This is a genomic window from Methylomonas rhizoryzae, from assembly GCF_008632455.1.
In the GTDB taxonomy this organism is placed as follows: domain Bacteria; phylum Pseudomonadota; class Gammaproteobacteria; order Methylococcales; family Methylomonadaceae; genus Methylomonas; species Methylomonas rhizoryzae.
This window is the reverse complement of sequence record NZ_CP043929.1, coordinates 1,135,009-1,158,214: the sequence shown is the minus strand read 5'-3', so window position 1 is coordinate 1,158,214 and position 23,206 is coordinate 1,135,009. Positions and strand designations below refer to the sequence as shown.

Annotated in this window: 26 protein-coding genes and 3 tRNA genes; 12 read left to right on the top strand and 17 right to left on the bottom strand. The window is 51.3% G+C overall.

Going from position 1 to position 23,206, the window contains the following annotated elements:
• Nucleotides 1-298: 298 nt before the first annotated feature.
• The 7 genes from F1E05_RS05405 to F1E05_RS05375 form a co-directional block, all read right to left on the bottom strand.
• Complete coding sequence (locus F1E05_RS05405) at nucleotides 299-2,293, bottom strand: cell wall-binding protein (RefSeq protein ID WP_150047323.1); 1,995 nt, start codon at nucleotides 2,291-2,293, stop codon at nucleotides 299-301.
• Complete coding sequence (locus F1E05_RS05400; RefSeq protein ID WP_150047322.1) at nucleotides 2,283-3,230, bottom strand: toprim domain-containing protein; 948 nt, start codon at nucleotides 3,228-3,230, stop codon at nucleotides 2,283-2,285. Before F1E05_RS05400 ends, F1E05_RS05405 begins: the two co-directional genes overlap by 11 nt.
• Nucleotides 3,230-3,472, bottom strand: a complete 243-nt coding sequence (locus F1E05_RS05395) for a hypothetical protein (protein WP_150047321.1) — start codon at nucleotides 3,470-3,472, stop codon at nucleotides 3,230-3,232. The genes F1E05_RS05400 and F1E05_RS05395 overlap by 1 nt, the downstream gene beginning before the upstream one ends.
• 140 nt (nucleotides 3,473-3,612) lie before the next feature.
• Nucleotides 3,613-4,374, bottom strand: a complete 762-nt coding sequence (locus F1E05_RS05390) for a hypothetical protein (RefSeq protein WP_150047320.1) — start codon at nucleotides 4,372-4,374, stop codon at nucleotides 3,613-3,615.
• A 16-nt stretch (nucleotides 4,375-4,390) separates the two neighbouring features.
• Nucleotides 4,391-4,576, bottom strand: coding sequence for a ribbon-helix-helix domain-containing protein (locus tag F1E05_RS05385; protein WP_150047319.1), 186 nt, complete (start codon nucleotides 4,574-4,576; stop codon nucleotides 4,391-4,393).
• 18 nt (nucleotides 4,577-4,594) lie between these two features.
• Entirely contained in the window at nucleotides 4,595-4,957 is a 363-nt protein-coding gene (locus F1E05_RS05380) for a CCDC90 family protein (RefSeq protein WP_150047318.1), read from the bottom strand.
• 14 nt (nucleotides 4,958-4,971) lie between these two features.
• Entirely contained in the window at nucleotides 4,972-6,090 is a 1,119-nt protein-coding gene (locus F1E05_RS05375) for a tyrosine-type recombinase/integrase (RefSeq protein WP_150047317.1), read from the bottom strand.
• A 668-nt stretch (nucleotides 6,091-6,758) separates the two neighbouring features.
• On the opposite strand from F1E05_RS05375, the gene F1E05_RS05370 reads away from it, so the two are divergent.
• The 3 genes from F1E05_RS05370 to F1E05_RS05360 all read left to right on the top strand — a co-directional run bounded on the left by F1E05_RS05370 (nucleotide 6,759) and on the right by F1E05_RS05360 (nucleotide 11,217).
• Nucleotides 6,759-7,891 (top strand): IS3 family transposase gene (locus F1E05_RS05370; protein WP_232056670.1). Its coding sequence is split into 2 segments (ribosomal slippage): nucleotides 6,759-7,020 and nucleotides 7,020-7,891, totalling 1,134 coding nucleotides; the frame shifts between segments, so codons are not numbered across the junction.
• A gap of 345 nt (nucleotides 7,892-8,236) precedes the next feature.
• Nucleotides 8,237-10,918, top strand: a complete 2,682-nt coding sequence (locus F1E05_RS05365; protein WP_150047316.1) for a C1 family peptidase — start codon at nucleotides 8,237-8,239, stop codon at nucleotides 10,916-10,918.
• On the top strand, nucleotides 10,915-11,217 hold the full coding sequence (locus F1E05_RS05360; RefSeq protein WP_150047315.1) for a hypothetical protein: 303 nt from the start codon (nucleotides 10,915-10,917) through the stop codon (nucleotides 11,215-11,217). Before F1E05_RS05365 ends, F1E05_RS05360 begins: the two co-directional genes overlap by 4 nt.
• A gap of 185 nt (nucleotides 11,218-11,402) precedes the next feature.
• Here the strand turns inward: F1E05_RS05360 and F1E05_RS05355 are convergent, their stop codons facing one another.
• The 7 genes from F1E05_RS05355 to F1E05_RS05325 form a co-directional block, all read right to left on the bottom strand.
• On the bottom strand, nucleotides 11,403-11,840 hold the full coding sequence (locus F1E05_RS05355; RefSeq protein ID WP_150047314.1) for a hypothetical protein: 438 nt from the start codon (nucleotides 11,838-11,840) through the stop codon (nucleotides 11,403-11,405).
• Between the two features lie 334 nt (nucleotides 11,841-12,174).
• Complete coding sequence (locus F1E05_RS05350) at nucleotides 12,175-12,654, bottom strand: DUF2589 domain-containing protein (RefSeq protein ID WP_150047313.1); 480 nt, start codon at nucleotides 12,652-12,654, stop codon at nucleotides 12,175-12,177.
• A gap of 28 nt (nucleotides 12,655-12,682) precedes the next feature.
• Nucleotides 12,683-12,946 carry a hypothetical protein gene (locus F1E05_RS05345; protein WP_150047312.1) on the bottom strand — a complete coding sequence of 88 codons (264 nt, stop codon included), beginning with the start codon at nucleotides 12,944-12,946 and terminating at the stop codon, nucleotides 12,683-12,685.
• A 113-nt stretch (nucleotides 12,947-13,059) separates the two neighbouring features.
• A complete protein-coding gene (locus F1E05_RS05340) occupies nucleotides 13,060-13,743 on the bottom strand; it encodes a DUF2589 domain-containing protein (RefSeq protein WP_150047311.1) in 684 nt (227 codons plus the stop codon).
• A 28-nt stretch (nucleotides 13,744-13,771) separates the two neighbouring features.
• Entirely contained in the window at nucleotides 13,772-14,263 is a 492-nt protein-coding gene (locus F1E05_RS05335) for a DUF2589 domain-containing protein (RefSeq protein ID WP_150047310.1), read from the bottom strand.
• Between the two features lie 296 nt (nucleotides 14,264-14,559).
• A complete protein-coding gene (locus F1E05_RS05330) occupies nucleotides 14,560-14,766 on the bottom strand; it encodes a DUF1289 domain-containing protein (protein WP_150047309.1) in 207 nt (68 codons plus the stop codon).
• A gap of 34 nt (nucleotides 14,767-14,800) precedes the next feature.
• Nucleotides 14,801-15,277, bottom strand: coding sequence for an FKBP-type peptidyl-prolyl cis-trans isomerase (locus F1E05_RS05325; RefSeq protein WP_150047308.1), 477 nt, complete (start codon nucleotides 15,275-15,277; stop codon nucleotides 14,801-14,803).
• 52 nt (nucleotides 15,278-15,329) lie between these two features.
• On the opposite strand from F1E05_RS05325, the gene greB reads away from it, so the two are divergent.
• The 6 genes from greB (at nucleotide 15,330) to F1E05_RS05295 (ending at nucleotide 17,193) form a co-directional block, all read left to right on the top strand.
• Nucleotides 15,330-15,821, top strand: coding sequence for a transcription elongation factor GreB (greB, locus tag F1E05_RS05320; protein WP_150047307.1), 492 nt, complete (start codon nucleotides 15,330-15,332; stop codon nucleotides 15,819-15,821).
• A 121-nt stretch (nucleotides 15,822-15,942) separates the two neighbouring features.
• On the top strand, nucleotides 15,943-16,359 hold the full coding sequence (locus F1E05_RS05315) for a gamma-glutamylcyclotransferase family protein (protein WP_150047306.1): 417 nt from the start codon (nucleotides 15,943-15,945) through the stop codon (nucleotides 16,357-16,359).
• A gap of 45 nt (nucleotides 16,360-16,404) precedes the next feature.
• Nucleotides 16,405-16,845, top strand: coding sequence for a D-aminoacyl-tRNA deacylase (gene dtd, locus F1E05_RS05310; RefSeq protein ID WP_150047305.1), 441 nt, complete (start codon nucleotides 16,405-16,407; stop codon nucleotides 16,843-16,845).
• Between the two features lie 51 nt (nucleotides 16,846-16,896).
• Nucleotides 16,897-16,972, top strand: a tRNA-Ala gene (locus F1E05_RS05305).
• A 28-nt stretch (nucleotides 16,973-17,000) separates the two neighbouring features.
• Nucleotides 17,001-17,076, top strand: a tRNA-Glu gene (locus F1E05_RS05300).
• A gap of 41 nt (nucleotides 17,077-17,117) precedes the next feature.
• Nucleotides 17,118-17,193, top strand: a tRNA-Glu gene (locus F1E05_RS05295).
• A gap of 247 nt (nucleotides 17,194-17,440) precedes the next feature.
• On the opposite strand, the gene F1E05_RS05290 is transcribed toward F1E05_RS05295, so the two are convergent.
• From F1E05_RS05290 to F1E05_RS20205, 3 genes are all read right to left on the bottom strand, one after another.
• Nucleotides 17,441-18,646: a GH39 family glycosyl hydrolase gene (locus F1E05_RS05290; RefSeq protein WP_190303257.1), complete on the bottom strand. Its 1,206-nt coding sequence runs from the start codon at nucleotides 18,644-18,646 to the stop codon at nucleotides 17,441-17,443.
• Nucleotides 18,647-18,853: 207 nt separating this feature from the next.
• The gene (locus tag F1E05_RS05285) at nucleotides 18,854-20,005 is read right to left on the bottom strand and encodes a glycosyltransferase family 4 protein (RefSeq protein ID WP_269473496.1); all 1,152 of its coding nucleotides are present in this window, start codon (nucleotides 20,003-20,005) and stop codon (nucleotides 18,854-18,856) included.
• A 325-nt stretch (nucleotides 20,006-20,330) separates the two neighbouring features.
• Nucleotides 20,331-20,495 carry a hypothetical protein gene (locus tag F1E05_RS20205; protein WP_190303255.1) on the bottom strand — a complete coding sequence of 55 codons (165 nt, stop codon included), beginning with the start codon at nucleotides 20,493-20,495 and terminating at the stop codon, nucleotides 20,331-20,333.
• A 444-nt stretch (nucleotides 20,496-20,939) separates the two neighbouring features.
• On the opposite strand from F1E05_RS20205, the gene aroQ reads away from it, so the two are divergent.
• From aroQ to accC, 3 genes are read left to right on the top strand one after another with little or no spacing between them, the layout of a single operon-like run.
• Nucleotides 20,940-21,401: a type II 3-dehydroquinate dehydratase gene (aroQ, locus tag F1E05_RS05280; protein WP_150047302.1), complete on the top strand. Its 462-nt coding sequence runs from the start codon at nucleotides 20,940-20,942 to the stop codon at nucleotides 21,399-21,401.
• A complete protein-coding gene (gene accB, locus F1E05_RS05275; RefSeq protein ID WP_150047301.1) occupies nucleotides 21,391-21,840 on the top strand; it encodes an acetyl-CoA carboxylase biotin carboxyl carrier protein in 450 nt (149 codons plus the stop codon). Before aroQ ends, accB begins: the two co-directional genes overlap by 11 nt.
• 20 nt (nucleotides 21,841-21,860) lie before the next feature.
• Nucleotides 21,861-23,204, top strand: coding sequence for an acetyl-CoA carboxylase biotin carboxylase subunit (accC, locus tag F1E05_RS05270; RefSeq protein ID WP_150047300.1), 1,344 nt, complete (start codon nucleotides 21,861-21,863; stop codon nucleotides 23,202-23,204).
• Nucleotides 23,205-23,206: the final 2 nt, after the last annotated feature.

The following is a 23,206-nucleotide window of genomic DNA, read 5'->3' as shown; positions in this document are numbered from 1 at the left end:
GACAGACTTCCCCCAATTCCCCCAAAAAAAATACATAGTGGTTATATGTTTTTAGGCGCTATACGTGCCGAGTGGAACTTTCACCTCAGAAATCGATTTGAAAATTAGCTCCAAAATAATCTCTGTCTCTCTAGGGTGCAAAATTTTGGGGGAATTGGGGGAAGTAATCCGCAAAGCCGCGCCGCGCGTGGCCTAGAGCCTTCCCCCAACTTGCAAAAAACTGGGGGAGTTCCCCCAATATATCCGCCAAATTTGGGGGAAGTGACCGTTTTAAGGTCAGATTTTGCCTTATCCATAATCAACCGCCGGATTCGATCAGAGCAGCATCTAGCACTAACACCCGAACGGAGCGACCCGCTACCAGATGCTTAACGGCTGGCCGAGGCTTGCCGCGCGCGGCATCCTGTTCGAGTTTCAGCAACAAACCACGCTCTATCATTCGACGCCACAAAGTTCCGGGCGACATTAAGAATGCGTCGCCTTGGCGCTTTGCAAATTCATTGACGGTTTTAAAGGCACTGTTTGGTTCAAGCCAAACTTGGGGCGGTGCACCATCGGTCGGCGGTGAGTACCAGCCGATGCAGTCGCCCATCAATTTGTATTGCTTATCACCCACCAAATCCGCCCCCGCTTCACGCCAGCCCCAAGCAAAAGGCCGGGATTGTGGCGGGCCTTGGTCGATTCGGCTGGCAATGTGCGCATTGCCGGAGCTGAAGCAAGATCGCAGTAATTGCAAAAAACGTTCAACTTCGTCTTGCTCGGCTTGATACGCAGTCTGTTCGCTAAAGGCTTGTTTTAAATGGCGCTCAATTTCAATCAGTAGCCTGTTCGATTTTTCGCCATCGATAGCGCCGATTTCTTCCAAAAACATTAAAAACGGCTCAAGCCCGGCTACCAAATTGGCGAAAATTTCCGGGGAACGGGGGTGCGCTGAGGCTATCCCCTCCCGAACAGCACCATTTCGAAGTTGCTCAATTATGGTTGGAAAGTCCTTTTTGTGTTGATCCATGCACGAGGCTAACCATTGTAGATAGTTCGACATTAGACCGGACAAAGCGCCTGAATTAGCCGAATGCTGTAGCTTTGAAAGTGTTGCATTGTTTACGTCATCTCGGCTTATTTCCTGCACCAGCATTCGACCCAATAACGATTGACCGCGCGGCAAATCCTCAGCCGTCACGATCATCATGGAACGATTAAAGGGCGCTGCTTGTGCTTGCATATTGGCCGATCTGCGGCCCCGGCCTGCTTGATTACCGGTATTCCTGATTAACCGCTCAGCCATGCTGTGCTGCTTGTCGGCTTCGTGTCGATTGACCGAAGGCTTGAAATCGTCAATAACATAAATAGCGTCTTTAGCCTGATAGCTCTTGGCTTCAGCATCGTTGGCGCTGTCTGTCCAGTTAGCCGGAAAACTGCGGGCGGTAAAGTTGCCAAAGAAGGCTTGAGGAATCGCGGCAATGGCAGACTTTCGGGAGCCGGTTAAGCCATGCAGCCAGATTGCAAAATCAATACAATGCGCTTCCCCCAAAGGCGCACGGACAGCCGCCGCCAATAAAACCGCGCCGATGTGTGGCCTATGTGGGCAAACCTCAAGCAACAATAAGGCGTCGGTGGCGGCCTGTTTGAGGGTGTCGCCGGATAATGGCGCTGGCAGTCTATAGCGACTCATATTCCCAAGGCCAAGATCAACTTGAACATCATCAACCAAGCCAGCGGCAGCAATGGCCCCTGATCCGGTTAAATACCGCCATTCATTATCAAATTTCTTCCAGCCCGTAAAACGGTAGATGGTGCGGCGCGGTATGTCGACCTCAAGCCTTGAATACAGTTGAATGCAGGCCCGAAGATTGTCTTTTTTGGCCGCGCCGGGGTAAATAAAGGGCAGTGTCCCCCAATATTCATTGGCCCAGTTGCCTTGTGTGGCATAGAACGACTTGGCCGGAATATCCACGAGCGGCAGCGCCACACCATCAGCCCGGCGGCCTTCAAGCCTTAAAAAACTGGTATCGGTCAAGCCATCATCGGCTATGACCTCCTCAACCACACGGCAAGTAAAATCACAAAGCGGGAAAGAGTTTTCGGCGCGGTCGCTACTGCCTTCAATCCGCATCATTTTGAACTGCACGAACGCGCCGTTTTCTATGCCGTATTCACCAAATCTAAGCGCCTTTTTTGAGCCGCTGCCAGTACCGCCGCCACTGCTCCCGGTGGGCTTGGTTTGGGTGGCTTTGGGGCTTTTGGCCCCCTTGACGACTTCCAAAACCGGCGGCTTTTTGTTTTCATTCGACATGGCCGCCCCCATTCAGAAATAACTGATAGTCGTTAAAATCGCCGTGAATCGGCGGCACCGCCACACTACCGCCCACAGCGGCGGCGGCTTCGGTGGCTTTGGTCAGGCCCGGATTCCCGGCGGTTTTTGTATCATTGTCCGCTGTGAATACAATATTGGCTGACGGCAAGCGCTCCCGCACGATTCGCCCAACCGCCAACAGATTACCCGCAGTAAAGGCCATATAAACCCGGTAGCCGGTTTGCTCGTGCAAAGTGGCCGCCGTGGCGAAGCCTTCAGCAATCAATACTGTTTCCCCGGGTTGGTTACGGCGTTGACCTACCCACCAGAACAACCCAGCCAAGCCGCCAGCCGGTAAGAAATCTTTGTCGCGCTCAAGTACCGGATGCTTAGCGGGAAAAATCGCCTGCAAACTGCGAAGGGTTCCAGAGGGGTCGAACAACGGCAACAGCAAAGCATTTTCAATGGTCAAAGTCGCACGATTGCCGCCCTGGGAGTCGATCACCCGTCGCCAGCGTCCCAGCCGTGCCCCGTGTGGCTTGATTTGCTTGCGGACTAGATACGGGTGATCTTCGTGCGCTGGTTTGGCGTCTTGCCAGATGGATAGTGCACGTTTGGCGGCCTGATTTTGTTTAGCGGCGGCTTCGGCTTGACGTTTGCGCCGGGCGTGTTCTATTCGGGCGCCTTCTCGCTTTGTAAGCGGTTTAGCATTGCTGTCATTGTCCAGGAAGAAAGACCGGCGTTCGCCGGTTTTCCAATTTTGGCAATAACCGCCCTTGCCATCAGCAAAAACCTTGATACGGCCCGCACCGTTGCCGCGCTTGCCGTCCTCAGCATCCACCACATGGAATCTATCCGGCTCAAACGATTTAGGGCAACAAAGGCCCAACTCGACCAGCGCCGCGCGGGCGGCGTCCTCGATACGCAAAAACGCCATTACTTGCCGCCTTGGTTTTGCGCCTCAAGCCAAGCAAAATATTTATCTTCCCGGATCAAAACCCGCCGACCATTGCGAATAATCGCCCCGGATTTTTTTAGGCCGTTGGTTGCTTCGTGAAAAATTTGGTGGCGCAGAGTACCGAGCGGAAAGGCGGGGTGTTTGGATGCAAATTGCTGGACAGTGAGAAATAGCCAAGCGGTTTGCGTGACAGTCTGGCTTTGTTCGGTTTGTTGGTTCATGGTTTCCCCTGATTCTAGGACTTTCGAGAATCGCCGGGGATTGCTTACCCGGCTTGGGGTGGATTATTGAGAGAGGGCTTTACCGTCAAACTTACCCGGTAAGAAAATTGCTTAGCGGTAAATTTAGCGGTAAATATTTTTTAAAAAGGTGGGTTTTTCTTCAGGTTTGAAAGCGTTTTATCAAACGATCCGCGGTTTAAGATTGACTCATTTCCATAACAAGAACGCCATTCAATAACATCCGCTGTTACCTCTTGAATAATATTATCTACATCGTGTTCAGAATGGCGAAAACGTATCTCATTCCAAATGTCTTGGGCTGTTGGCTTACCTCCCTTGGATTTAAGTGCCAAGAACACTCGCCAAATCAAGACATGCAGTTGATTCGTTTTAGTGGTTTTACCGTTAGTTTCCAGCGGTGTTTTTGCTTCGTGGGCTGAATAGTTTAAATCATGCTCAGCATCAAACCGCCTAAATTCTTCCGGCAATTCCCAACCCAACCGCCCGGCAAACGCCAGAAACTCAGCCACGTTTACAAAGGTTGCTTCACCTTGGGGGATTCCGCTAATAGAGTTTAATGACCCTGCTGGCGCAAGATTGCCTACGGCGATATGAATGCGTTTAAGAAACAGCCCTAACGCCTCGGCCTTGGCGCTGTCTTGCTCGGTAACTGCCTCATCAAAATCAGGATCGCGTTTGCCGTCGAAATAAGGCTTCGCACAGCGAAAAACCCAATCAGGCCGGGTAAACCAAGGACTAAGCCCAACCGACAGGCCGACCAAGCTACACAATGAAAGTGCCGGGAAAGACTGTAGATAGTCCCAGTCAGGTTTGAAAATATCCCAACCATGGGCGCGGGCATCGATAGTGATTTCTTCACGGCTGTATTCGTATCCGGCCATCACACACCCTTAATATTTATCGATAAACCTTGCCGCCGTCCAAATAGGCTTGATAAGCGGCTTCGGCGCGCTTGCTGTCTTGGCAGTCTTCCAGATACGCCAGTAAGGCGGACTTGACCAATTGCGCCGGGCTTAGGTGTTGTTCGGTCGCTAACTGGTTAAGTACGTCGGCGGTTTCGTCGTCTAGTTCCAAAGTCATCATGGCGGCTTCTCCGTAGCGTTAAATCAGGTGGGCTATTTTCAGCAATACGCCAATAATCAAGGTCGTTTGCAGAAAACCTGCGCCGATAATCCAGCGGGTTAAGTCGGCCTTGGTTTCTGCTATTTGCCTGCCGGTTTCCGCGATTTGTTTGCCGGTTTCGGCTCTGAGCATTTCAATATCATGGCGTAACGCAGTTTCAATCTCTTTCAAATCTCGCTTGGTGGCTACGTCGTCCAAATGGTAATCATGCCGTGCCTGCTCAAGAGTGCTGTCGGTGGCGCTACGCTGTAGCTCGGTTAACACTTGGGCTTGGTCGTCGCTAAAGCCCGCGGCTTTTAGGCGGTTGGCAAATTCCAGGGTGTCGAATGGAATGGAATTCATGTTGTACCTGTTGTTCATGGGGTTGTACCGAATATCCGGCTGTTCATCCGTTCAATCACGTTGGCAATGTGACCGTCTGAAAGGTGGCTATAACGCTTCACCATGTCTAGGGTTTTATGCCCCAGTACCGCCGCGATTTCGACCATGGACGCGCCGCCCATCGCCAGATAAGACGCGGTGCAATGCCGCAAATCATGCCAGCGAAAATTATTTACCTCGGCCCGCTTCAGGGCATTTAGCCAGGCTTTTTTGAGTTCAACCGGTTTGTTTGGGTGGGTAGGACTTGGAAACACTAACGCCGAATCCAGGCGCCTAACTTTGTTGAGTTTTTGCAGCTCGGCCAGGGCTTGACTAGCCAACGGTACCCGCCGCCGGTCGCCGTTTTTGGTTTCGTGCAGGATGATGCAGGATTCCGCCAGATTGACCACGCCCCAAGCGGTTTCGGTCGGCGGCGTTTCTGGCTCCCGCCAAAACAGGTTCATCGTTTCGCTTTGCCGCATCCCGGTTGAAATGGCCAGAACAAAGGCCGGATAAAGCAAAGGGTTTGGTGATTCCTTGCAAGCGATGGTCAGCCGGTTGAGTTCGGCATCGTCTAAAAAGCGCACGATACCGCGCGGCAGTTCGGGCAATTTAACGCCGCCATCTTTCAGCGGGGATTGTTCCAGCCAGTGCCATTCATTAACGCACCGCTTTAAAACATCCGTGACCACAACAAAATGCTTTTTGATGGTGGCCGCCGCCAATGGTCGCCCCTTACGCCCGCCTGTGGTTGCTAAAGTGTTGCGACAGTCGGCAAAGGTGGCGGTCGATAAGTCCGCCATCACACAATGGCCGATCTGTGAAGCCCACCATTCCAGAATTGGCCGCCGATTGCGTTGTTCGACGCTGGTAAATTCGGTCGGTAGAATTTCGCGAATATAGCGTTCGATTGCGTCCGCGAAGGTGTGTTTTTTAGCTGCGGTGCTTTTGAAGTGGCGGCCTTCCCGAATGGCGCTTTCGGTCGAAGCGGCCCATTTTTTGGCGTCGGTCAGGCGTTTGAAGGTGGCCGTTTGTAGCGGGTAGCCCTTAAGCCGCACCCGGACAAAATACGAAACGTCGCCGTCGTCGCTGGTACGTTTAGTGATGCTCGCCAACGCTTCCCCCTTGGGACAGCAATCGGCATTTTGATATGATACTTTTAGCCATTGCTTAACTTGCAGTGTTAAGTGAATCGGTCAGGGCTTGGTAAGTGTTGGTAGCACTTCCAGGCCCGTTTTATTTGTGGCTTAGATTATATTTCAATGATCCACTGATGATCCACTAGCTGATAAAAAACGTCGTTTTTACTCGGTAACGCTCGATAGCAAAACAGAAATAAGTAATTGAACTTATTTAACTAGTTTAGTCGGTGATTACCGAGATTTTTTATTAAAGTCGCACTCGTAACGCGAAGGTCGTAGGTTCGATTCCTATTGCCGGCACCATTAAAATCAAAGGGTTATAGCTAGTAAATAGTCTAAAACCAGCGCATAGCAGCTTTTCGTTCACAAATCATTCACAGTGAACAGGATAAAACGGCTATGGCAACCATCAGAAAGCTACCAAGTGGTTCTTGGCAAGTACAAGTTAGACGCAAGGGTGAAAGCCCAATAAGCAAATCATTTTCTAGTAAGTCTCTTGCTGAACAATGGGCAAGATCAATCGAATCTCAAATTGACCATGGCTGTTTTGTAGAGAGGTGGTGCCGAAAAATTGAACAACCGATTAAGTGAAAGACCTGCTACTTTTGAACGTCCGTAAGGACAAAGCAATGGAGCAGAAGATGTCTAAAAAACCGCGAAGAAAACATTCACCGGCCTTCAAAGCCAAAGTCGCCCTGGCGGCCTTGGCGGGCGATAAAACCTTGGGGCAGTTGACCCAGGAATTCGAGGTTCATCAAAATCAGATTGTCGATTGGAAGAAGCAGCTGAGCGAGCGGGCCGCCGAGGTGTTTGGGAAGCCCGCGGAGCCGGAATCGCCCCCCGTCGATCTGCAAGCCCTACACGCGAAAATCGGTCAACTGACATTGGAGAACGATTTTTTAGAAGGCGCGCTCACCCAGGCGGGATTGCTGAGCGCAAAGCGATGATCGACCGTCAATCCAAATTGCCGATTGGTCGGCAGGCCAAGCTATTAGGCATCAGTCGCGGCAGTGTGTACTACCTGCCCAAGCCGGTTCCGGAGCGCGAAGTTGACATCATGCGCCGACTCGACGCACTGCACCTGAAACACCCATTCATGGGCGCTCGCCAGTTACGGGATCAGCTGAATCGGCAAGGCATCCCGATTGGCCGCAAGCATGTGAAAACCTTGATGGCGAAAATGGGCATCGAAGCCGTGTACTGCAAACCCAATACCAGCAAGAAGACGCCGGGGCATGAAATCTATCCCTACTTGCTGCGGGGCATGACCATCAACCGTGCCAATCAGGTCTGGGCGCTGGATACCACCTACATCCCGCTGGCCAAAGGATTCGCGTATTTAACGGCGGTCGTCGACTGGGCCACTCGCAAAGTCCTGGCCGCCAAGGTGGCGATTACGCTGGAAGCCTGTCATGCGGTGGACGTGCTGGAACAGGCTTTCAAGCGCTACGGCAAGCCGGATATCGTCAACACTGACCAAGGCAGCCAGTTTACCGCCAAGGCGTTTGTCGATGCCGTGAAAGGTCAGGGCTGTCTGCTCAGTATGGACGGTCGGGGTGCTTGGCGGGATAATGTCTTTGTTGAGCGCCTATGGCGATCGGTCAAATACGAGCGGGTTTACCTGCATGCCTACGATTCCGTCGGCCAAGCCCGCGCTTCAATCCTGGATTATTTCGAGTGGTACAACCACGAACGACCGCATTCCAGTTTGAAACGAAAAACGCCTCATCAGGCGTATAACGATGGGGTGCCAACCCTCAAGTTGGCCGCCTAAACCATGGCAGGGATTTCACTTTAAATCATCGATTTACTGTTCAAACCAATGGGGCCACTTCTGTAGATCGTAGCGAAGCAGAAAGAACGACATCAGGCGAATTAATCGACCGCTATCTAGTTGAAGTTACACCCACTAAAAAAGGTAGCAAGCAAGAGGCTTATCGGTTAAGTAACTGTCAACAGTGATTCATGTGAAAAATCATCGTAATCGACGCGTTGTACAAACTAAGAGATTTCGATTTGCAATCGCCTGTTTGCAGATTAGACTAACGCATAAAATTATTCGTATAACATTCGGTTATCGCAACCTATCGCTCGCACTTCTCTCGCAGTGGAGGCACCCATGAAAGCAAGCTCAATACTGTTTCTAGGCTTACTGTCAATTGCCCATCAGTCCGCGTTGGCACTTGGCACCGATTTAAAACTAACAGTAATCGCCAGTCCGAGCGTGGTTAGCCAAGCCGATACGATAAATTTGTCGGTCAATGTGGACAACATTGGCAGCAAAGTGGCTAGGACCATAGTCGTTACCCAACAATTGCCGGATAACACGACCTTTCAATCCGCCTCGAAAGGCTGTCGTTTCGCCAGTAAAAGAGCCAAACGATTGAAAAAATTAACCTGCAGAACCAATCGCCTACGTCCGGGCGAAAGTAAAAACTGGACAGTCGCTTTGACCGGCAGCTCCCTAGGCGAATTCAGCAGCGTTTCGTCGGTCAAGTTTCATAAAAAGGATGCGGATACCAGCAACAACAGTGTAGAAACACAAATAGGAGTAGGGCCGGCCGGCAACAAAATACCTAGGGCGCATTCCTTAAGCTTTAACGCCGACCCAGCAGTTCCGTATTTACAGCCCCAACTGATCGGTGATGACGCGGACAACGATACGTTAAATTATGACTTAAGCGCCGACATCTCCGGGGTCGGTTACGACTTTGCTTATTTAAATCCGCAATCCGGGGTACTTTACGTCAGCATAGCCCCTAACTTTACCGGCCAAATCACTTTGCCTTATCGAGTCACCGACGGCAAAGTCTACAGCGCCACAGCCGATGTGCTGATAAACGTAGAACAAGGCAGCGACGACAAAGGCACCGGCGCTCAAGAGGTCGACGCTAAAACCTATTCGACCTTCGACCGCTCGCATTTGGCTTCTAACTTGTTAGGTGCCCCCGGCGCTCCGCCGACCGAGCCGGAAGCGGTGGATCTTAGCGGCGATTTCCCCACACCCGGCGACCAAGGCCAGCAAGGCAGTTGCGTCGCCTGGGCTACCGGTTACGCATTGAAAAGTTACCAAGAACAAGCCGAGATGAATTGGTCACTAAATACCAATACCCACTTGTTCAGCCCGGCTTTTATTTATAACCAAATCAACGGTGGTCAGGACAACGGTTCACAAATCTACGATGCGCTGGACTTGATCATCGAAAAAGGTGCGGCAACCCTGGACCGGATGCCGTATACCGACCAAGATTTTACCGCGACACCCAGCCAAGCCGCCTTCGAGCAAGCCTCCAAATTTAAAGCCTTAAAACGCAGTACCTTAAGCAATTTAAGCGATTTGAAGGGTGCACTGGCACAACGCAAGCCCGTCGTGTTGGGCATAGAGGTTTACGATCAATTTTATAACTTGAAAGGGGAAAACTCGGTCTACAACTCTACCAACGGCAATAATAACGGACCGCACGGCCGTCACGCCGTCACTGCGGTGGGTTACGACAACAACAAAGTCGGCGGAGCCGTGAAAGTGATCAATTCCTGGGGGACCGGCTGGGGCGATGGCGGCTTTTTCTGGATGCCTTACGATTTTTTCCCGCAAGTCACGTTCCAAATGTGGATTTTGGAAGACGGTCCGAACGGCGACGTCACACCCACGCCTGATCCCGTGCCTCCCGATAACGGCGATTTGCCGGATTTGCAAATCAAGAACTGGAGCGCCGACTTAGACTATAACATCGGCGGCCACGGTGAACTGGAATGGGAGGTTCTGAACGGCGGAACCGGCGAAGCACCCAGTGGGATCACCGTCAGCTTGCTGCTTTCAACCGATTCAATCATCAACGCCAACGACACTTACGTAGTCTACGAGGCGATACCGTTTAGCATGGACACGGGCGGCAGCGCATACCGCAGTATCGATGAAGGCAACGGTATCGAATTTCAGATTCCGCAAACTTTGGAGCCCGGGGATTATTACATGGCTCTACTGGTTGACGACCAAAACGATGTGCGCGAATCCGACGAAAACAATAATGTTTCGCCCGCAAGCGCAATTGTCAGCTTATCCAACAATTCGGCCGACCTGAGTATAGACACGTGGTATGCATCTTGGGACGACTACAGCGGCCTGGGCGAATTGACTTACGAAGTCAGCAACAACGGCGGCGCTACCGCCACAGCCGGCTGGAACATTAATCTGGTCCTAACCGATTCCGAATTCTTACCCGATAGCTCAGCCAACACTTACAAACTGGTAAGCGACCGCACCTCCTCTACTTTGGAGGCCGGCTACCTGTTTTATCGCGACGATAGCAACCCCTACCTCTTCGATCTCTACTTGGATGCGAACGGCAATTTTATTCCCAACGGCTATTACTACATGGCGCTGTGGATAGACGACGAAAATGTAGTGGCGGAATCCGACGAGCTAAACAACACGTCGTATTCCTGGGGTTATGTGTCGGTAAATTCGCTATTCGGTGCAGCGCAAAGCGGCGCAAGCAAAACCGCGAACGCAATCGCCGCAAAATCGACGGCAGCAGCTACCGCTAGCTCGGGCAGTCATAGCGCCTACAACGGTAAAAAACTGCCCGATAAATTCGCTAAAGCACGAAAAGTACGCATCGCCCAAACTGCCGACGGCAATCGCACCTTAACCTTTTTGGACACTAACAAAACCCAAAGCACCGAAGCGCCTAAAATGCAACGCACCGCGCAACACTTGTTTAAAAAGCATGTCGATTCCGCCGACAAAGCCGTGTTCCCGGCAGCACAGCGTCAAGCGATGCCGGGAGCGGCGCAATGATCGCACTCACGTTGCCGCGGCCCTGTTCGATTGCGGCAGGATGTGTGTTATTGCTGTTATCGGCATGCTCGGCACCACCTTACGCTGCGCAGCCCGCGGCTGCGCAGCGCATGCCTAACCCGGCCGTCCAAAAATGTCTGGCAGACGGTTGGAAAACCGAAGCCGTGATGCGTAACGGCGTCCCTATCGATACTTGGTGCCTAAACCCCGATACCGGACAGCGTTGCTTGGCATGGGATTATTTTCGCGGACAGTGCAAACTGGACATTGCTCCGGCTAGCGGAGGCAAAGGGGAATAACACAAGTCCCCCGCTCGGTGAATGATTAAAGCCGCTGCCAAGAATGCACACCCTCGAAGACGCCATTTGGGTGCGGCGACCAGCTCAAAAAGAGCTTCATAGTAGTGGCATTAAGTAGGTGTTTTCGAGCGTTGTAACCGGACAAAAGACCCGTCGGTTGACTATAGTTTTTCGCTGGAAATCGCCTATGGACGGCGGGTTAGTGTAGTTTTGTCTTTGACGTCGTTGTAGCGGGTTACGACTAGGGTTGATAAAGTCCCCGAGTCCGTTGTTAAAACGGATACAAAACCGCCGATCAAGACTTGGCAGTGCGGCCCCGGCGCGGCCGCGATGAGCGGAATGGACAAAGAGAACACCTTCGCGCCGTTACTTTCGCGTTCGCCGTCGTATTGCAAATTCAAGCTGCATTGCCAAGGCAAGCCATACTCAATGCTACCCGCAGCCTGACCCAAGCTGTCGTCTTGCTCTATGTTCAACGTGACAGAGACCGGTCTGTTCGTCTTGCCGGCTACCTGACCGGACCAAACTCCTACCATCGAATCCTTGCCGTAGGCCACCACAGCCGTCATTGCGCAGACTATGCCAATGGCGGCTATTTTGGGTTGACACTTGAATGTCGTCATCGCTTTCTCCTGTCGATGGTACCGTTTTATTGATGCTTATGGTTCGCAAAGCCAATTAGGAAGACTCGCACTACCCCAAGCATTGCGTATTGACGCCGCGAAGTCGCCGGCCCAGCTTGTCAACCAGACACTGTCTTTCAAGAAAAAAAGTCCGCAGGCCAACGCTACCGCTAACAAGCTATAGCCTAGCAAATCGAGATTTAAAGGCCGAGACGGCGTAATCTTGTTGTCAGCCATAATCGCACGTAGGCATTGCTCGTCTTGCTCCGACAACTGAAAAGCAAACTCATCGTTTTTAGCCATTTAGAGGGCCCGTTTGCAACATCCCATCCGCTTAACCTTCCAATTCCGACGCAATTCGCGCCCCATCGACGGTTTTAAACAAAACCCCGTCCAAATACACTTCTACCCGGCCGGGCTGATCGCCGATTAACATCACTTTAATTTTGCGTTGCCCGCCTTTACTCCAAAATCGGCGCCTTTTTATCACCACCATTAACGCTCCCCGACCGCTGTTGGATTTAGTGCGGTTTTCGACGATGTCGGCCGCAAACTCCAAACTAACTTCGGTCACTTTATGCCGGGTAAGCGGCAGCAAAGACAGCAGGGGCAGTTCCATAGCCTCGCCGTCCGCGGCATTAGCATCGGCTATTTCAACCTTCCAATTAATCGCTTTTAATTGGCCGTCCGCTTGCAAGTCGAAATAGCGCCTGACCAAACTCTCGTGTTTTTTTTGCAAAGCCGCTTGCGCCAAGCTAACTTCACGTTGCAAGCCGCGCAAAAAATCGTCGAAGGTCGCGATCGCTTGTTTCAAGACCCGTTATCCTCGGCAACCGATTGCATTACTGAGTGTCCTCCAACCAATAAGGTTTACGCGAGAAACCGACGTGATAGATCAAACATTGCAGTACCACCTGATGTTCGCCGATATTCAGAATGCTGAAGGTTTTCTCTATGCCGATGATGCGCCCCTTGGGCGGCTCGCTTAAACAGCGGTTTAACAAGGCAGCCGCCTGTTGAATTTCAGCTTCGGATTGCATACGCTCCGGATCGTTGTTACCGACAACGATACGTTTTACGAAACTGACATCAGTTAGATCGAACATGAACGCTAACGTTAAACCTATTGATCGCAAAACTTGTAACCGCAGGCCCCGGAAACCGAGCGAGGCCGGCGATAGGCTGGCCTCCAAAGAACCGTCAACCCGTCGTCCGAACCTTATCCATTCGGAGTCGCCGGTTGTTGGACATTGCGGTTAGCCTGATTATTAGCGGGCGTACCATTGTTTGCCGGTGCCGGCAATACCGACTTAGGCGCTATCGACGCATTCATCATGTCCAATACTCTGGATAATCCTTCCGGCATGCCGCTGTCTTTCGCGTGAACTTCCACATGGTATTTCGCGGAACTATCCGTGGAACGGGCTTGTTCTTTCGCGGAAGAAATCGAACCGCTGATTTTTACCGAGGCTTTAAACGGCCCCCAGCCTACCGACGCCTCGGCTTCCAACGTTCCGGACCTGGAATCGGTCTCTTTAGAGCTTTCCGAGCTTTTTACTTCCATGTCGAAAGTAATGTCGACGCTGGTAATACTCAATGACGGAATTTTAACTATCGCCAGCAAAGGCACTTCCAATTCCACCGTTTCGGTCGGTACCAAGCCGTTGTCACCCGGCGTCGCCGCTCCCACCGGACGGTTGTATTTGAATTTCGCCGTGCGAATGTCGCCGTAAGGGTCGTTCTGGTCTAACTGACCGTTCGTGTATTTGGGTAAAAAACCGACGGTTTTAATAAACGACGCTGTCGCGTTGGCCAAGGTGACCTGTGCGTCGCTCGCGGCAATCAGCGGACCGCCTATCAAATCCGCCATTGGTAAACCTCTAAACTGATCTGCTACTGCCATGACTACACCTCTTGTGTGATTTCCGGGACTAAATTAATTTGTTGAGCCGCTGAATCAGCCTTGCCATGCCTTCGGTAGGCTCCTGCGCTTCGACTTTGAGCGACAAACGCGCCATTTTTTTACTGCCAGCCGCTCGCCAGTCCACACCTATCGATTTGGAAGGTTTCAAATTGTGCCAAGTCTGATTTTCACCTTCCTGAGCGGAAGGCGGATGTTGGACATCTTCCGGATCGCCCACATCGGATAAATCCACGTCGAACTCCACGTCCATCGCTTTGATTGACAGCGTGGAACAGCCCACCAAAGCCAATAACGGTATGCTGATGTCGACTTCGTCTTCTTCATCCGCACCGACGGACAAATCCGGCAGCTTTATATTGACGGAAATCGGCCGATTGGATTTCGCATCGAAATATTGAGCCAACTTGGCTATCTGATGCTGTTCTATACGATCTTGCGCGGAAATTACCGAACCGGCCAATGCTTCGATTAAATCCTTGAGCGAAACCGCGTCGGCCATAGAGGTTTACCTAAAGAATTGACTGTGAAATTAGACTTGGGCAAGCCACTCGCCGGCATGGGATAATGTGAAGCGCTTATCATCCTTGCATCGGGACAGAGCATAGACCTAGAGTCACGGAATTACAAACTAACAGCCATTATGCGGTTCATAGCCATGAAATCCGCTTAATAAAAAAACCGGGCAGCGCGAGCCGTCGCGCCGCCGAATCGCAGGGTGCTGTAACTTAATGTTAAGAACAAAAGCTAGGCCGAGAAAATTGCAACAGGCAGTTCACGTCTATCCGGATTCGCAACTCACACCGGCTTTTGCAATTTTTTTAAAATGCTTTTAGCGATGGCGGCAACGAATTCGTCGGGATTTTCGTAATCCTGCTGGCGGATGAACTGCACGGCAGCTTGCACGATTTGCTTGGTTCCGGCAATTTCCTGATGCGAGCGCCCGCAACCTTCGCAATGGCTACCTTCTTTCGTGCACTGGTCTATGCAAGGATGAAATTTCATATCTCAATGGCGTTAAAATGCTGCTCTAGGCTAATTAATGCTGGCATCCGCCGCTATGAATGTGGCCATGCGCCCACTCTTCAGCCGTTGCCGGCCGAACGTCGATCACTTCTACGGCAAAATTCAGCGTCTCGCCGGCCAAAGGATGATTACCGTCAATCGTTACGTCGTCGCCGTTAATTTCGGTTACGGTAATCACGCCGCTTCCGTAATTGACGTCCGCATGAAACTGCATGCCTACTTCCACGTCCATGCCTTCGAACATTTTGATGGAGACCACTTGGGTCATTTCCGGTACCACTTCGCCGTACGCTTCCGCAGGTGGAATGCTGACATCGAAAACATCGCCTATGGTTTTACCGGTCAAGGCATTTTCCAATCCGGCAATGATATTGCCCGCGCCGTGCAAATACACTAGCGGCTCGGCACCTCTCGAACTATCCAGCGCCTCGCCGTCGACGTTTGTTAGAGTATAATGGATGGAAACAGCCGTTTTATCAGTAATTTGCATGAGCTTTGTCCGCTAGATTCAAAACCCCATTATAACCGCATCACGGAACCGCATGTCACGTTGGAGACCGCCCAAACCGAAATCCTCGCCTTACATCACCGCTGAAGGCTATAAAAAGCTGGAAACCGAATTGCAAGCCCTGTGGGAACGGCGCAAGCACGTGACCGCCGCACTCGCCGCAGCCGCTGCGGAAGGCGACCGTTCGGAAAATGCCGAGTACATTTACCGCAAAAAAGAGCTCCGAGAAATCGACCGCCGCATTCATTATTTGCAAAAACGCCTACCTTCGCTAACCGTCGTTGCCGAGAAACCCGGCAATCAACAGCAGGTGTTTTTCGGTGCCTGGGTCACGTTAGAAACCATGGATGGCGAAGAAATCACCTATCGCATCGTAGGTGCCGACGAAATCGACACATCCGGAGGCTTGATCAGCTTAGATTCGCCATTGGCGCGTGCATTATTGAAGAAAACCTTGGACGACGAAATCGTAATAGGTGTTGGAGCACAACAAACCCGGTATTATTTGATAGATATACGCTATTAATTTTCCAGCAAGGCACAGCCGCGCCAAACCCGCTTTAGCCGGATGCCCTGTAATGCAAAATCTTGGTGCTGCAACCTAAGTGAATTGCAAGCGTTTTTCAACATTGCATTGCTCTCCGATCATGCTGAATCACCTTTTCGTATACGGCACGTTACGCCGCGCAAACGACGGCAGCTTACATCCTTACCTGCGCCGGGATAGCGAATTCATGGCAGAAGCAACCGTACCCGGCAACCTCTACGATTTAGGCGCTTACCCGGGTTGGGTTTGCGCTATTAATAAGCATGACCAAGCCAAAGTCCGTGGTGAAGTCTACCGTTTGTTGCATCCTCAACCCACTTTTGCGTTATTGGACACATACGAAGAATGCACGCCGCGCCATCCGCAACCGCATGAATATGAACGCTGTCGAAAAATAGCCCGCTTAGCCGACGGGACTGATCTGGAAGTTTGGATTTACCGATATTGCTTGAAAACCGACAACCTTAAACGCATCGTAAGCGGAGATTATGCTTCAATGTTACCGGCCAGCCATTGAACTTACCCTTCTAGCGCATTTCGATAACCACCCGCAAAGTCTGCAATGATTACCATCATCCAACGCGTAACCGAAGCCAAAGTGACCGTAGACGGTATCGATATCGGCGTCATAGGCCGCGGCATTATGGGTTTGGTCGCAGTGGAAAAGTTCGACGACAAGACACAAGCGGACAGACTATTGGAACGAATACTCAACTACCGCATTTTTCCCGATAACGCCGGAAAAATGAACTTGAGCTTGCGTGACATCCAAGGCGCTTTACTGTTGGTTCCCCAATTTACGTTAGCCGCCGATACGCAAAAAGGTAATCGTCCCAGCTTTGCCTCAGCTGCACCGCCCGAGAAAGGGCAGCAATTGTTTGCTTACTTGCAACAGCGCGCTGCAGTGGTCCATCCATCAACGCAATTCGGACGTTTCGGAGCGGATATGCAAGTTTCGCTGATCAACGACGGACCGGTAACCTTCACATTACGTCACAGTTAAAAATCTCTGGACAAAAAAATCAAGCTCTGTATAATGACCAGTCTCAACTACGGGGCCATAGCTCAGCTGGGAGAGCGCTTGCATGGCATGCAAGAGGTCAGCGGTTCGATCCCGCTTGGCTCCACCAAGTAGTTAATTTGATAACTTATAGTCCTGTCCCCATCGTCTAGTGGCCTAGGACACCGCCCTTTCACGGCGGTAACCGGGGTTCGAACCCCCGTGGGGACGCCAACATTGGCTAGAAATTATCCACTGCACTTCAAACATCACTAGTCCCCATCGTCTAGTGGCCTAGGACACCGCCCTTTCACGGCGGTAACCGGGGTTCGAACCCCCGTGGGGACGCCAACATTCCGCCATCGCTTTGCAGCACAATCGCCAAAGCGCTGTCATCTATGCCCTCATCCATCGCATGAGTACGGCGTTATGGTAAGCATCCTGCAAGCCTTTTTCTAACGCGCTTGACTGCTCGTCCAAGTTTCAGCAGAGCGGCTGGATGACTTCTCTCCGATTCCAACAAAAATCCCCGCTTTTGCAATGCGCCCCGACAAAAATGTAGAAGCGCGATCTAAGCACCACCTCTGCAGAAACCTCCTTATTGAACGGCTTTCAAAGATAATAAATAAGCATCACCGTCCTGAAATGCCGGCAAACTCAGGGTTACGGTGGAATTAGTGACCGGCAAGTTTTCGTTACTAACGGGTATTGGGGCCACCAATTCCTGGGTAGGTTGCAAGGTTCTCGGGATACGCTTTACCGTATAACTTACCGAATTCAAATGGTAAGGAAAGTTTTCTATCACCAAAGTAACATTCTCCGCGGCACCGAATACCTGCTTGCCGGAAAACCTGCCAACCAACACACTCAACTCTTGCTTGGCGTCGTTTTTACCTGCCATTGCTACAACGCTTGGCGTATCGGTGACGCTACGCAAGCGCATTGACGGTAAATTTGCATAGCTTTGATGCACCCAGTATAAGGGGGTGGTGGCAGTGTTCTTGGTAAACAACCAATCCAATCCCGCTTGGCAGCCCTGCCCCCAACAGGCGCGAGTTGCCCAATTCAGATTAGCCGCTTCCAAATAATACAACCAGCCTACCGCCCAACCGGCTATCGGCGCATCCAACGGCCCTGAATACTCGTTAACGTGCATTTCCGGCATACCTAGACTTGGATGCTTGGCGAAAAACTGCCTGATCACCTCGGCCTGGGCCGGCAATTGTTCCGGATGATTGAATTCATGCCAGGATATTGCATCGAATTTCAGGTTTTGTTCGGCAACGTAGTTCAAAAAGTGGCCGAAAAATGAATCACCACACGCCCCTTTGCTATTAATGTCGCTGACACTAGGACCGACGATTTTGGCCGATGAATCCACCGAGCGTATCGCTTCAAACGTCCGCTTGAAGGTTTCCATAGCCTGAGCACAAGAACCCGACCACATCGCAGTGGTATCGGGCTCGCTCCAAACGTCCCAATAATCGATGTTCAGATTGTGCTGTTTATACAGCGATACCAGATCGCGCACCAATTGTTGGTAAGCATTCCAATTCTCCCAGGGTTTTAACGCTTGGTAGCTGCCTTTTATCACCGCCAATTGATCGCTAACCACCAAAGTAATCTTTTGATTCGGATTTACTTTTTTGGCGAGGATATGGTTCAACCCGGCTTTGTCGGTCATACCGATTCGCCAAAACTTGGGGCGTAACTCATTCATCATGACCATGTTGACCCGCTTTTCGTCGTAACTTACATCGTCGAAACCATGCAAGAACCCCTGCACATTGGGCAAATGCGTCATGGCTTGGTCACCTTTTATCGTAATATTGGCCGCTACAACCGATGAGCCATACAGTGAAATCAAGACTGCTAAAGCTGAAACAAGCACGCGACCCTTAAGCCCGACTATCCCGTTGCCACAATCATTACGGCGTAACTGATTTCCGAAAGGTATTTTTATTGTTTTCATCTCAATTTCTCGCCTAGAAATAACTTAGAAATGCAGCAATCACGCAGTTAACTGCCGATAGACAGCTTCGTATTGCTGCGCCATGTGGGACAAAGAAAAATGCTCGACGACTCGGCGGTGCCCGTTATTGCCTAATTGCGCGGCCCAGTCGGGAGAATTCAATATTTTTAGCAACGCCAGAGAGATTGCCGCCGGATCTCGGGACGGAATCAAAATACCGGTCTCACCGTCAGCCACCACTTCGGGTATCCCTTGCACTGCAGACGCCACCACCGGCTTGTAATGCACCATCGCTTCCAACAAAACCAATCCGAAAGGTTCGGAAAGTGCCGGATGACATAACACATCGAACGAATCGATCAATTGCTTGGCATCGTCTCGCCAACCCAAAAATAAGACCGACTCCGTTACGCCTAAACTTTCGCTCAAGGCTCGCAGCGAATCCAACAGCGGCCCGGCACCTATGATCAAAAACCGACAATCCGGTAACTGCCGTACCACTTCGGGAACCGCTTGCAACAAATATTCGATACCTTTGCGCTCTTCCAGCAACCCTATCGTGCCTATCAATTTGACGTTGCCTGCCAAACCCAATTCTTTTCTTAAGTCCTTGACCTCGCCTTGCGGCTCTTCACTGTATATCGGGATTCCGTGATGAATCACAGTCATGCGCCCCCGCCCGATGCCTTTATCCAAGTAACGCTGTGCTATATGCCGGGAGACCGCTATATAGCGATCCGTCACTCTATCCAACACAAGATCGAATCCCCGAATGACCGCGCGAATCGGTAAAGCCAGACGGTCTACGGTAGGCGTGCCGTGCAACGAATAAATCAGATGGGCCCGACTAAATAAAGCGGCGGCAATACGTCCCAATATGCCTACCTCATTACCACCATGCACGTGGATAATATCGAAGCGCTCTTTACGCAAAAACCGACATAAATCGAAAAACCCCAAAACGTTTTTGGCTTTTAACCAACGCTCGAAACGCAACACCACCACTCTATAGCCGGTTTTCTGAAACTCTTGGTCTAACGGGTAACCGGGACCGAAGGCGATAACCAGTTCGTAACGGCTGGCATCCAACTGCTCCAGCAAAGTTAACACCGACTGGCCGAGCCCACCCGCCGTAGAGGTTAAAAGATGAAGGATACGAATCTTTCGAGTTGAATTATTGGAGGAATGCACGGTAGTGACGAAGGACTGTTGTTGAATGGGCCCGGCAAATTATCTCCGGCTTAAAACCGCAGATTTGCAGAACTGTTGGCAAAAAGACGATGAACGCACGGCGCTTATATCCAAATCAGAAGTTACGGGTTTGATCCGAACACGTGCGCTTAGTTTAAACGGAGCGAAAATTCAGCCGGATATTCTATCCCGAAATTAACGCCGGACTCGCGCTACGAAACCGGCTTTCCCGTAGTCCGAATGCACATTGAGAATAACGATGGTGTCGAATACCAGGCTATCCGATCAAATACGGATTGGTTTGACGTTAGCTCCGCAGCCTGATTCACTCATATAAGCGCTCGACAAATGCCTTAAACCATAAAGGCTTGAATAGAAAAATATACAAAAACAGCAATGCCGAGACTGGAAAAGGACTAAAGTCCAACGTCATCATGACCAGAATGACGCACAACCATTTAAGCTTCCACAACACGGACAGGCGTCTCATCAGCCGTCACCTTCAGATAACAACTTAGCGATAATGGCAGTACCGATCGTTGAGATAACGGCATCTGATCGATCTCCGGTTTTTCCAATCTAAGCCAACACACGTTGCCAACGGTTTATTTGCACGAGCAGGCATCCCGGCAATGGTTTTCATAAAGCATGTCCCCTCGCTCCACAAATTCCATTCGATCCTGCGAACGCGCAGGACCGACCGCACAATAAACCGCGCTCACAGCAAAGTATAAAAATCCCATCATTTCGCCCACCTATGCCGGTTATGCAAAATTACACAATAAATGCGTCGGCAAGCGCAAGTTACATTACCTACCTTAGGCAAATCACTACTTTCCGGATAATTAATCGTCAATTTGGGGAAGTTCTGGACAAAATTCCACAATTTAGGCAGAATTCCCGTTTTAAAAATCCTCCATTGTTCGGCATTTCCATGGCAACGATTTCCGTTTTGAACGGCCCTAATTTGAATATGTTAGGCGTACGCGAACCCGGACTTTACGGTCATAAAACCCTTACAGACATTGCCGCCGGTTTGGAGAAAATGGCAAACGATTTAGGCCATGTTTTACAATTTTTTCAGAGTAACGCCGAACACGAAATCGTCGGCCGGATACATCAAGCGTACCACGACCAGGTCGATTTCATCATTATTAATCCGGCCGCGTTTACTCACACCAGCGTAGCGATACGCGACGCTTTGCTGGCCACCAAGATTGCATTCATTGAAGTACATTTGTCCAATGTGCATGCCCGCGAGCCTTTCAGGCAACACTCATACTTTTCGGATATCGCCTTAGGCGTTATTTGCGGCTTGGGTGCACGCGGTTACGAACTGGCTTTTCAAGCCGCTCATCAGATCTTACACGAGAGAACTCAGAACAATGGATATTAGAAAAATAAAAAAACTCATCGATCTTATCGAGGAATCCGATATTGCTGAGATAGAAATTTCAGAAGGCGAAGAATCCGTTCGCATTAGCCGGTATTCCGCTACGGCCCCGGTTGTACACGCCGCACCGCTTGCCACAGCCGCTCCGACCGGCGCACCTGCGGCAGCCGCCGCTCCGATTGCCGCTCCGGCGGAAGAAAAAATCAGTGGTCACGTGGTCAAATCGCCGATGGTCGGCACCTTCTACCGCTCGGCGTCGCCCGGCTCGGCCGCATTTGTCGAAATCGGCCAATCGGTTTCCGCCGGTCAGACCCTGTGCATCATCGAAGCGATGAAAATCCTTAATCAAATCGAAGCCGATAAAAGCGGCAAAATCAAACAAATTTTGGTCGAGAATGCCCATCCCGTGGAATACGGTCAGCCATTATTCGTGATCGAATAAACGCTAACAGGGGGATAGTCATGTTCGAAAAAATAGTCATAGCCAATCGCGGCGAAATTGCTCTGCGCGTATTACGCGCATGCCGCGAACTGGGCATTAAAACCGTCGCCGTATTTTCCGAAGCGGACAGGGATTTGAAGCACGTACGTCTGGCCGACGAAGCCGTCTGTATCGGCCCCGCGCCGTCGGCGCAAAGCTATCTGAACATCCCGGCCATCATCAGTGCCGCGGAAGTCACCGACGCCGAAGCCATCCATCCCGGCTACGGCTTTTTATCGGAAAACGCCGACTTTTCCGAAAAAGTCAGCCAAAGCGGCTTTGTGTTCATCGGGCCCAAACCCGAAACCATCCGCATGATGGGCGACAAAATCTCCGCCAAAAAAGCCATGCTCGCGGCCGGCATACCCTGCGTCCCCGGCAACGGCGAGCCTTTGAGCGATAACGACGACGCCAATTTGCAACTCGCGCGCGAAGTGGGTTATCCCGTCATCATCAAAGCCGCCGGCGGCGGCGGCGGCCGCGGCATGCGGGTGGTACACACGGAAGCAGCCTTGATCGGCGCAATTTCCCTGACCAAAAGCGAAGCCATGGCCGCGTTCGGCAACGGCACCGTGTACATGGAAAAGTTTTTGGAAGACCCGCGCCACATCGAGTTTCAAGTGTTGGCCGATTCGCACGGCAACGCGATCCACTTGGGCGAACGCGATTGCTCCATGCAGCGCCGTCACCAAAAAGTGGTGGAAGAAGCGCCCGCGCCCGGTATCACCGCAGAACAACGAGCGAAGATGGGTGAACGTTGCGCCCAAGCCTGCCGTGAAATCGGCTATTTGGGCGCCGGCACCTTCGAATTTTTGTACGAAAAAGGCCAGTTTTATTTCATCGAGATGAATACTCGGGTGCAAGTGGAGCATCCGGTGACCGAGATGATCACCGGTTTCGACATCGTCAAAGAGCAATTACGCATCGCCGCCGGCCTACCGCTGTCCATCAGCCAAGAACAAGTGCGTTTTACCGGCCATGCCATCGAATGCCGGCTGAACGCCGAAGATCCGAAAACGTTCATACCCTGCCCCGGCACCATAGAACAATTCCATATGCCCGGCGGCCCCGGCATCCGCTGCGAAACCCATATCTACAACGGCTACCGAGTTCCGCCCTACTACGATTCGATGATAGGCAAATTAATCGCACACGGCGACGACCGCAACAGCGCCATCGCCAGAATGCGCACCGCTCTGAGCGAAATGGTCATAGACGGCATCAAAACCAACATTCCGTTGCAGCAAAGCATCATGAACGATTCCGCCTTCGTCGAAGGCGGCCAAAACATCCATTACCTGGAAAAGAAACTGGGCATCCACTAATA

What these genes read in the sequence shown, in the direction of transcription:
- F1E05_RS05405 (WP_150047323.1), bottom strand. Translation starts at nt 2,293, where the DNA reads ATGTCGAATGAAAACAAAAAGCCGCCGGTTTTGGAAGTCGTCAAGGGG.
- F1E05_RS05400 (WP_150047322.1), bottom strand. Translation starts at nt 3,230, where the DNA reads ATGGCGTTTTTGCGTATCGAGGACGCCGCCCGCGCGGCGCTGGTCGAG.
- F1E05_RS05395 (WP_150047321.1), bottom strand. Translation starts at nt 3,472, where the DNA reads ATGAACCAACAAACCGAACAAAGCCAGACTGTCACGCAAACCGCTTGG.
- F1E05_RS05390 (WP_150047320.1), bottom strand. Translation starts at nt 4,374, where the DNA reads ATGGCCGGATACGAATACAGCCGTGAAGAAATCACTATCGATGCCCGC.
- F1E05_RS05385 (WP_150047319.1), bottom strand. Translation starts at nt 4,576, where the DNA reads ATGATGACTTTGGAACTAGACGACGAAACCGCCGACGTACTTAACCAG.
- F1E05_RS05380 (WP_150047318.1), bottom strand. Translation starts at nt 4,957, where the DNA reads ATGAATTCCATTCCATTCGACACCCTGGAATTTGCCAACCGCCTAAAA.
- F1E05_RS05365 (WP_150047316.1), top strand. Translation starts at nt 8,237, where the DNA reads ATGAAAGCAAGCTCAATACTGTTTCTAGGCTTACTGTCAATTGCCCAT.
- F1E05_RS05360 (WP_150047315.1), top strand. Translation starts at nt 10,915, where the DNA reads ATGATCGCACTCACGTTGCCGCGGCCCTGTTCGATTGCGGCAGGATGT.
- F1E05_RS05355 (WP_150047314.1), bottom strand. Translation starts at nt 11,840, where the DNA reads ATGACGACATTCAAGTGTCAACCCAAAATAGCCGCCATTGGCATAGTC.
- F1E05_RS05345 (WP_150047312.1), bottom strand. Translation starts at nt 12,946, where the DNA reads ATGTTCGATCTAACTGATGTCAGTTTCGTAAAACGTATCGTTGTCGGT.
- F1E05_RS05340 (WP_150047311.1), bottom strand. Translation starts at nt 13,743, where the DNA reads ATGGCAGTAGCAGATCAGTTTAGAGGTTTACCAATGGCGGATTTGATA.
- F1E05_RS05335 (WP_150047310.1), bottom strand. Translation starts at nt 14,263, where the DNA reads ATGGCCGACGCGGTTTCGCTCAAGGATTTAATCGAAGCATTGGCCGGT.
- F1E05_RS05330 (WP_150047309.1), bottom strand. Translation starts at nt 14,766, where the DNA reads ATGAAATTTCATCCTTGCATAGACCAGTGCACGAAAGAAGGTAGCCAT.
- F1E05_RS05325 (WP_150047308.1), bottom strand. Translation starts at nt 15,277, where the DNA reads ATGCAAATTACTGATAAAACGGCTGTTTCCATCCATTATACTCTAACA.
- greB (WP_150047307.1), top strand. Translation starts at nt 15,330, where the DNA reads ATGTCACGTTGGAGACCGCCCAAACCGAAATCCTCGCCTTACATCACC.
- F1E05_RS05315 (WP_150047306.1), top strand. Translation starts at nt 15,943, where the DNA reads ATGCTGAATCACCTTTTCGTATACGGCACGTTACGCCGCGCAAACGAC.
- dtd (WP_150047305.1), top strand. Translation starts at nt 16,405, where the DNA reads ATGATTACCATCATCCAACGCGTAACCGAAGCCAAAGTGACCGTAGAC.
- F1E05_RS05290 (WP_190303257.1), bottom strand. Translation starts at nt 18,646, where the DNA reads ATGACGCATTTGCCCAATGTGCAGGGGTTCTTGCATGGTTTCGACGAT.
- F1E05_RS20205 (WP_190303255.1), bottom strand. Translation starts at nt 20,495, where the DNA reads ATGAGACGCCTGTCCGTGTTGTGGAAGCTTAAATGGTTGTGCGTCATT.
- aroQ (WP_150047302.1), top strand. Translation starts at nt 20,940, where the DNA reads ATGGCAACGATTTCCGTTTTGAACGGCCCTAATTTGAATATGTTAGGC.
- accB (WP_150047301.1), top strand. Translation starts at nt 21,391, where the DNA reads ATGGATATTAGAAAAATAAAAAAACTCATCGATCTTATCGAGGAATCC.
- accC (WP_150047300.1), top strand. Translation starts at nt 21,861, where the DNA reads ATGTTCGAAAAAATAGTCATAGCCAATCGCGGCGAAATTGCTCTGCGC.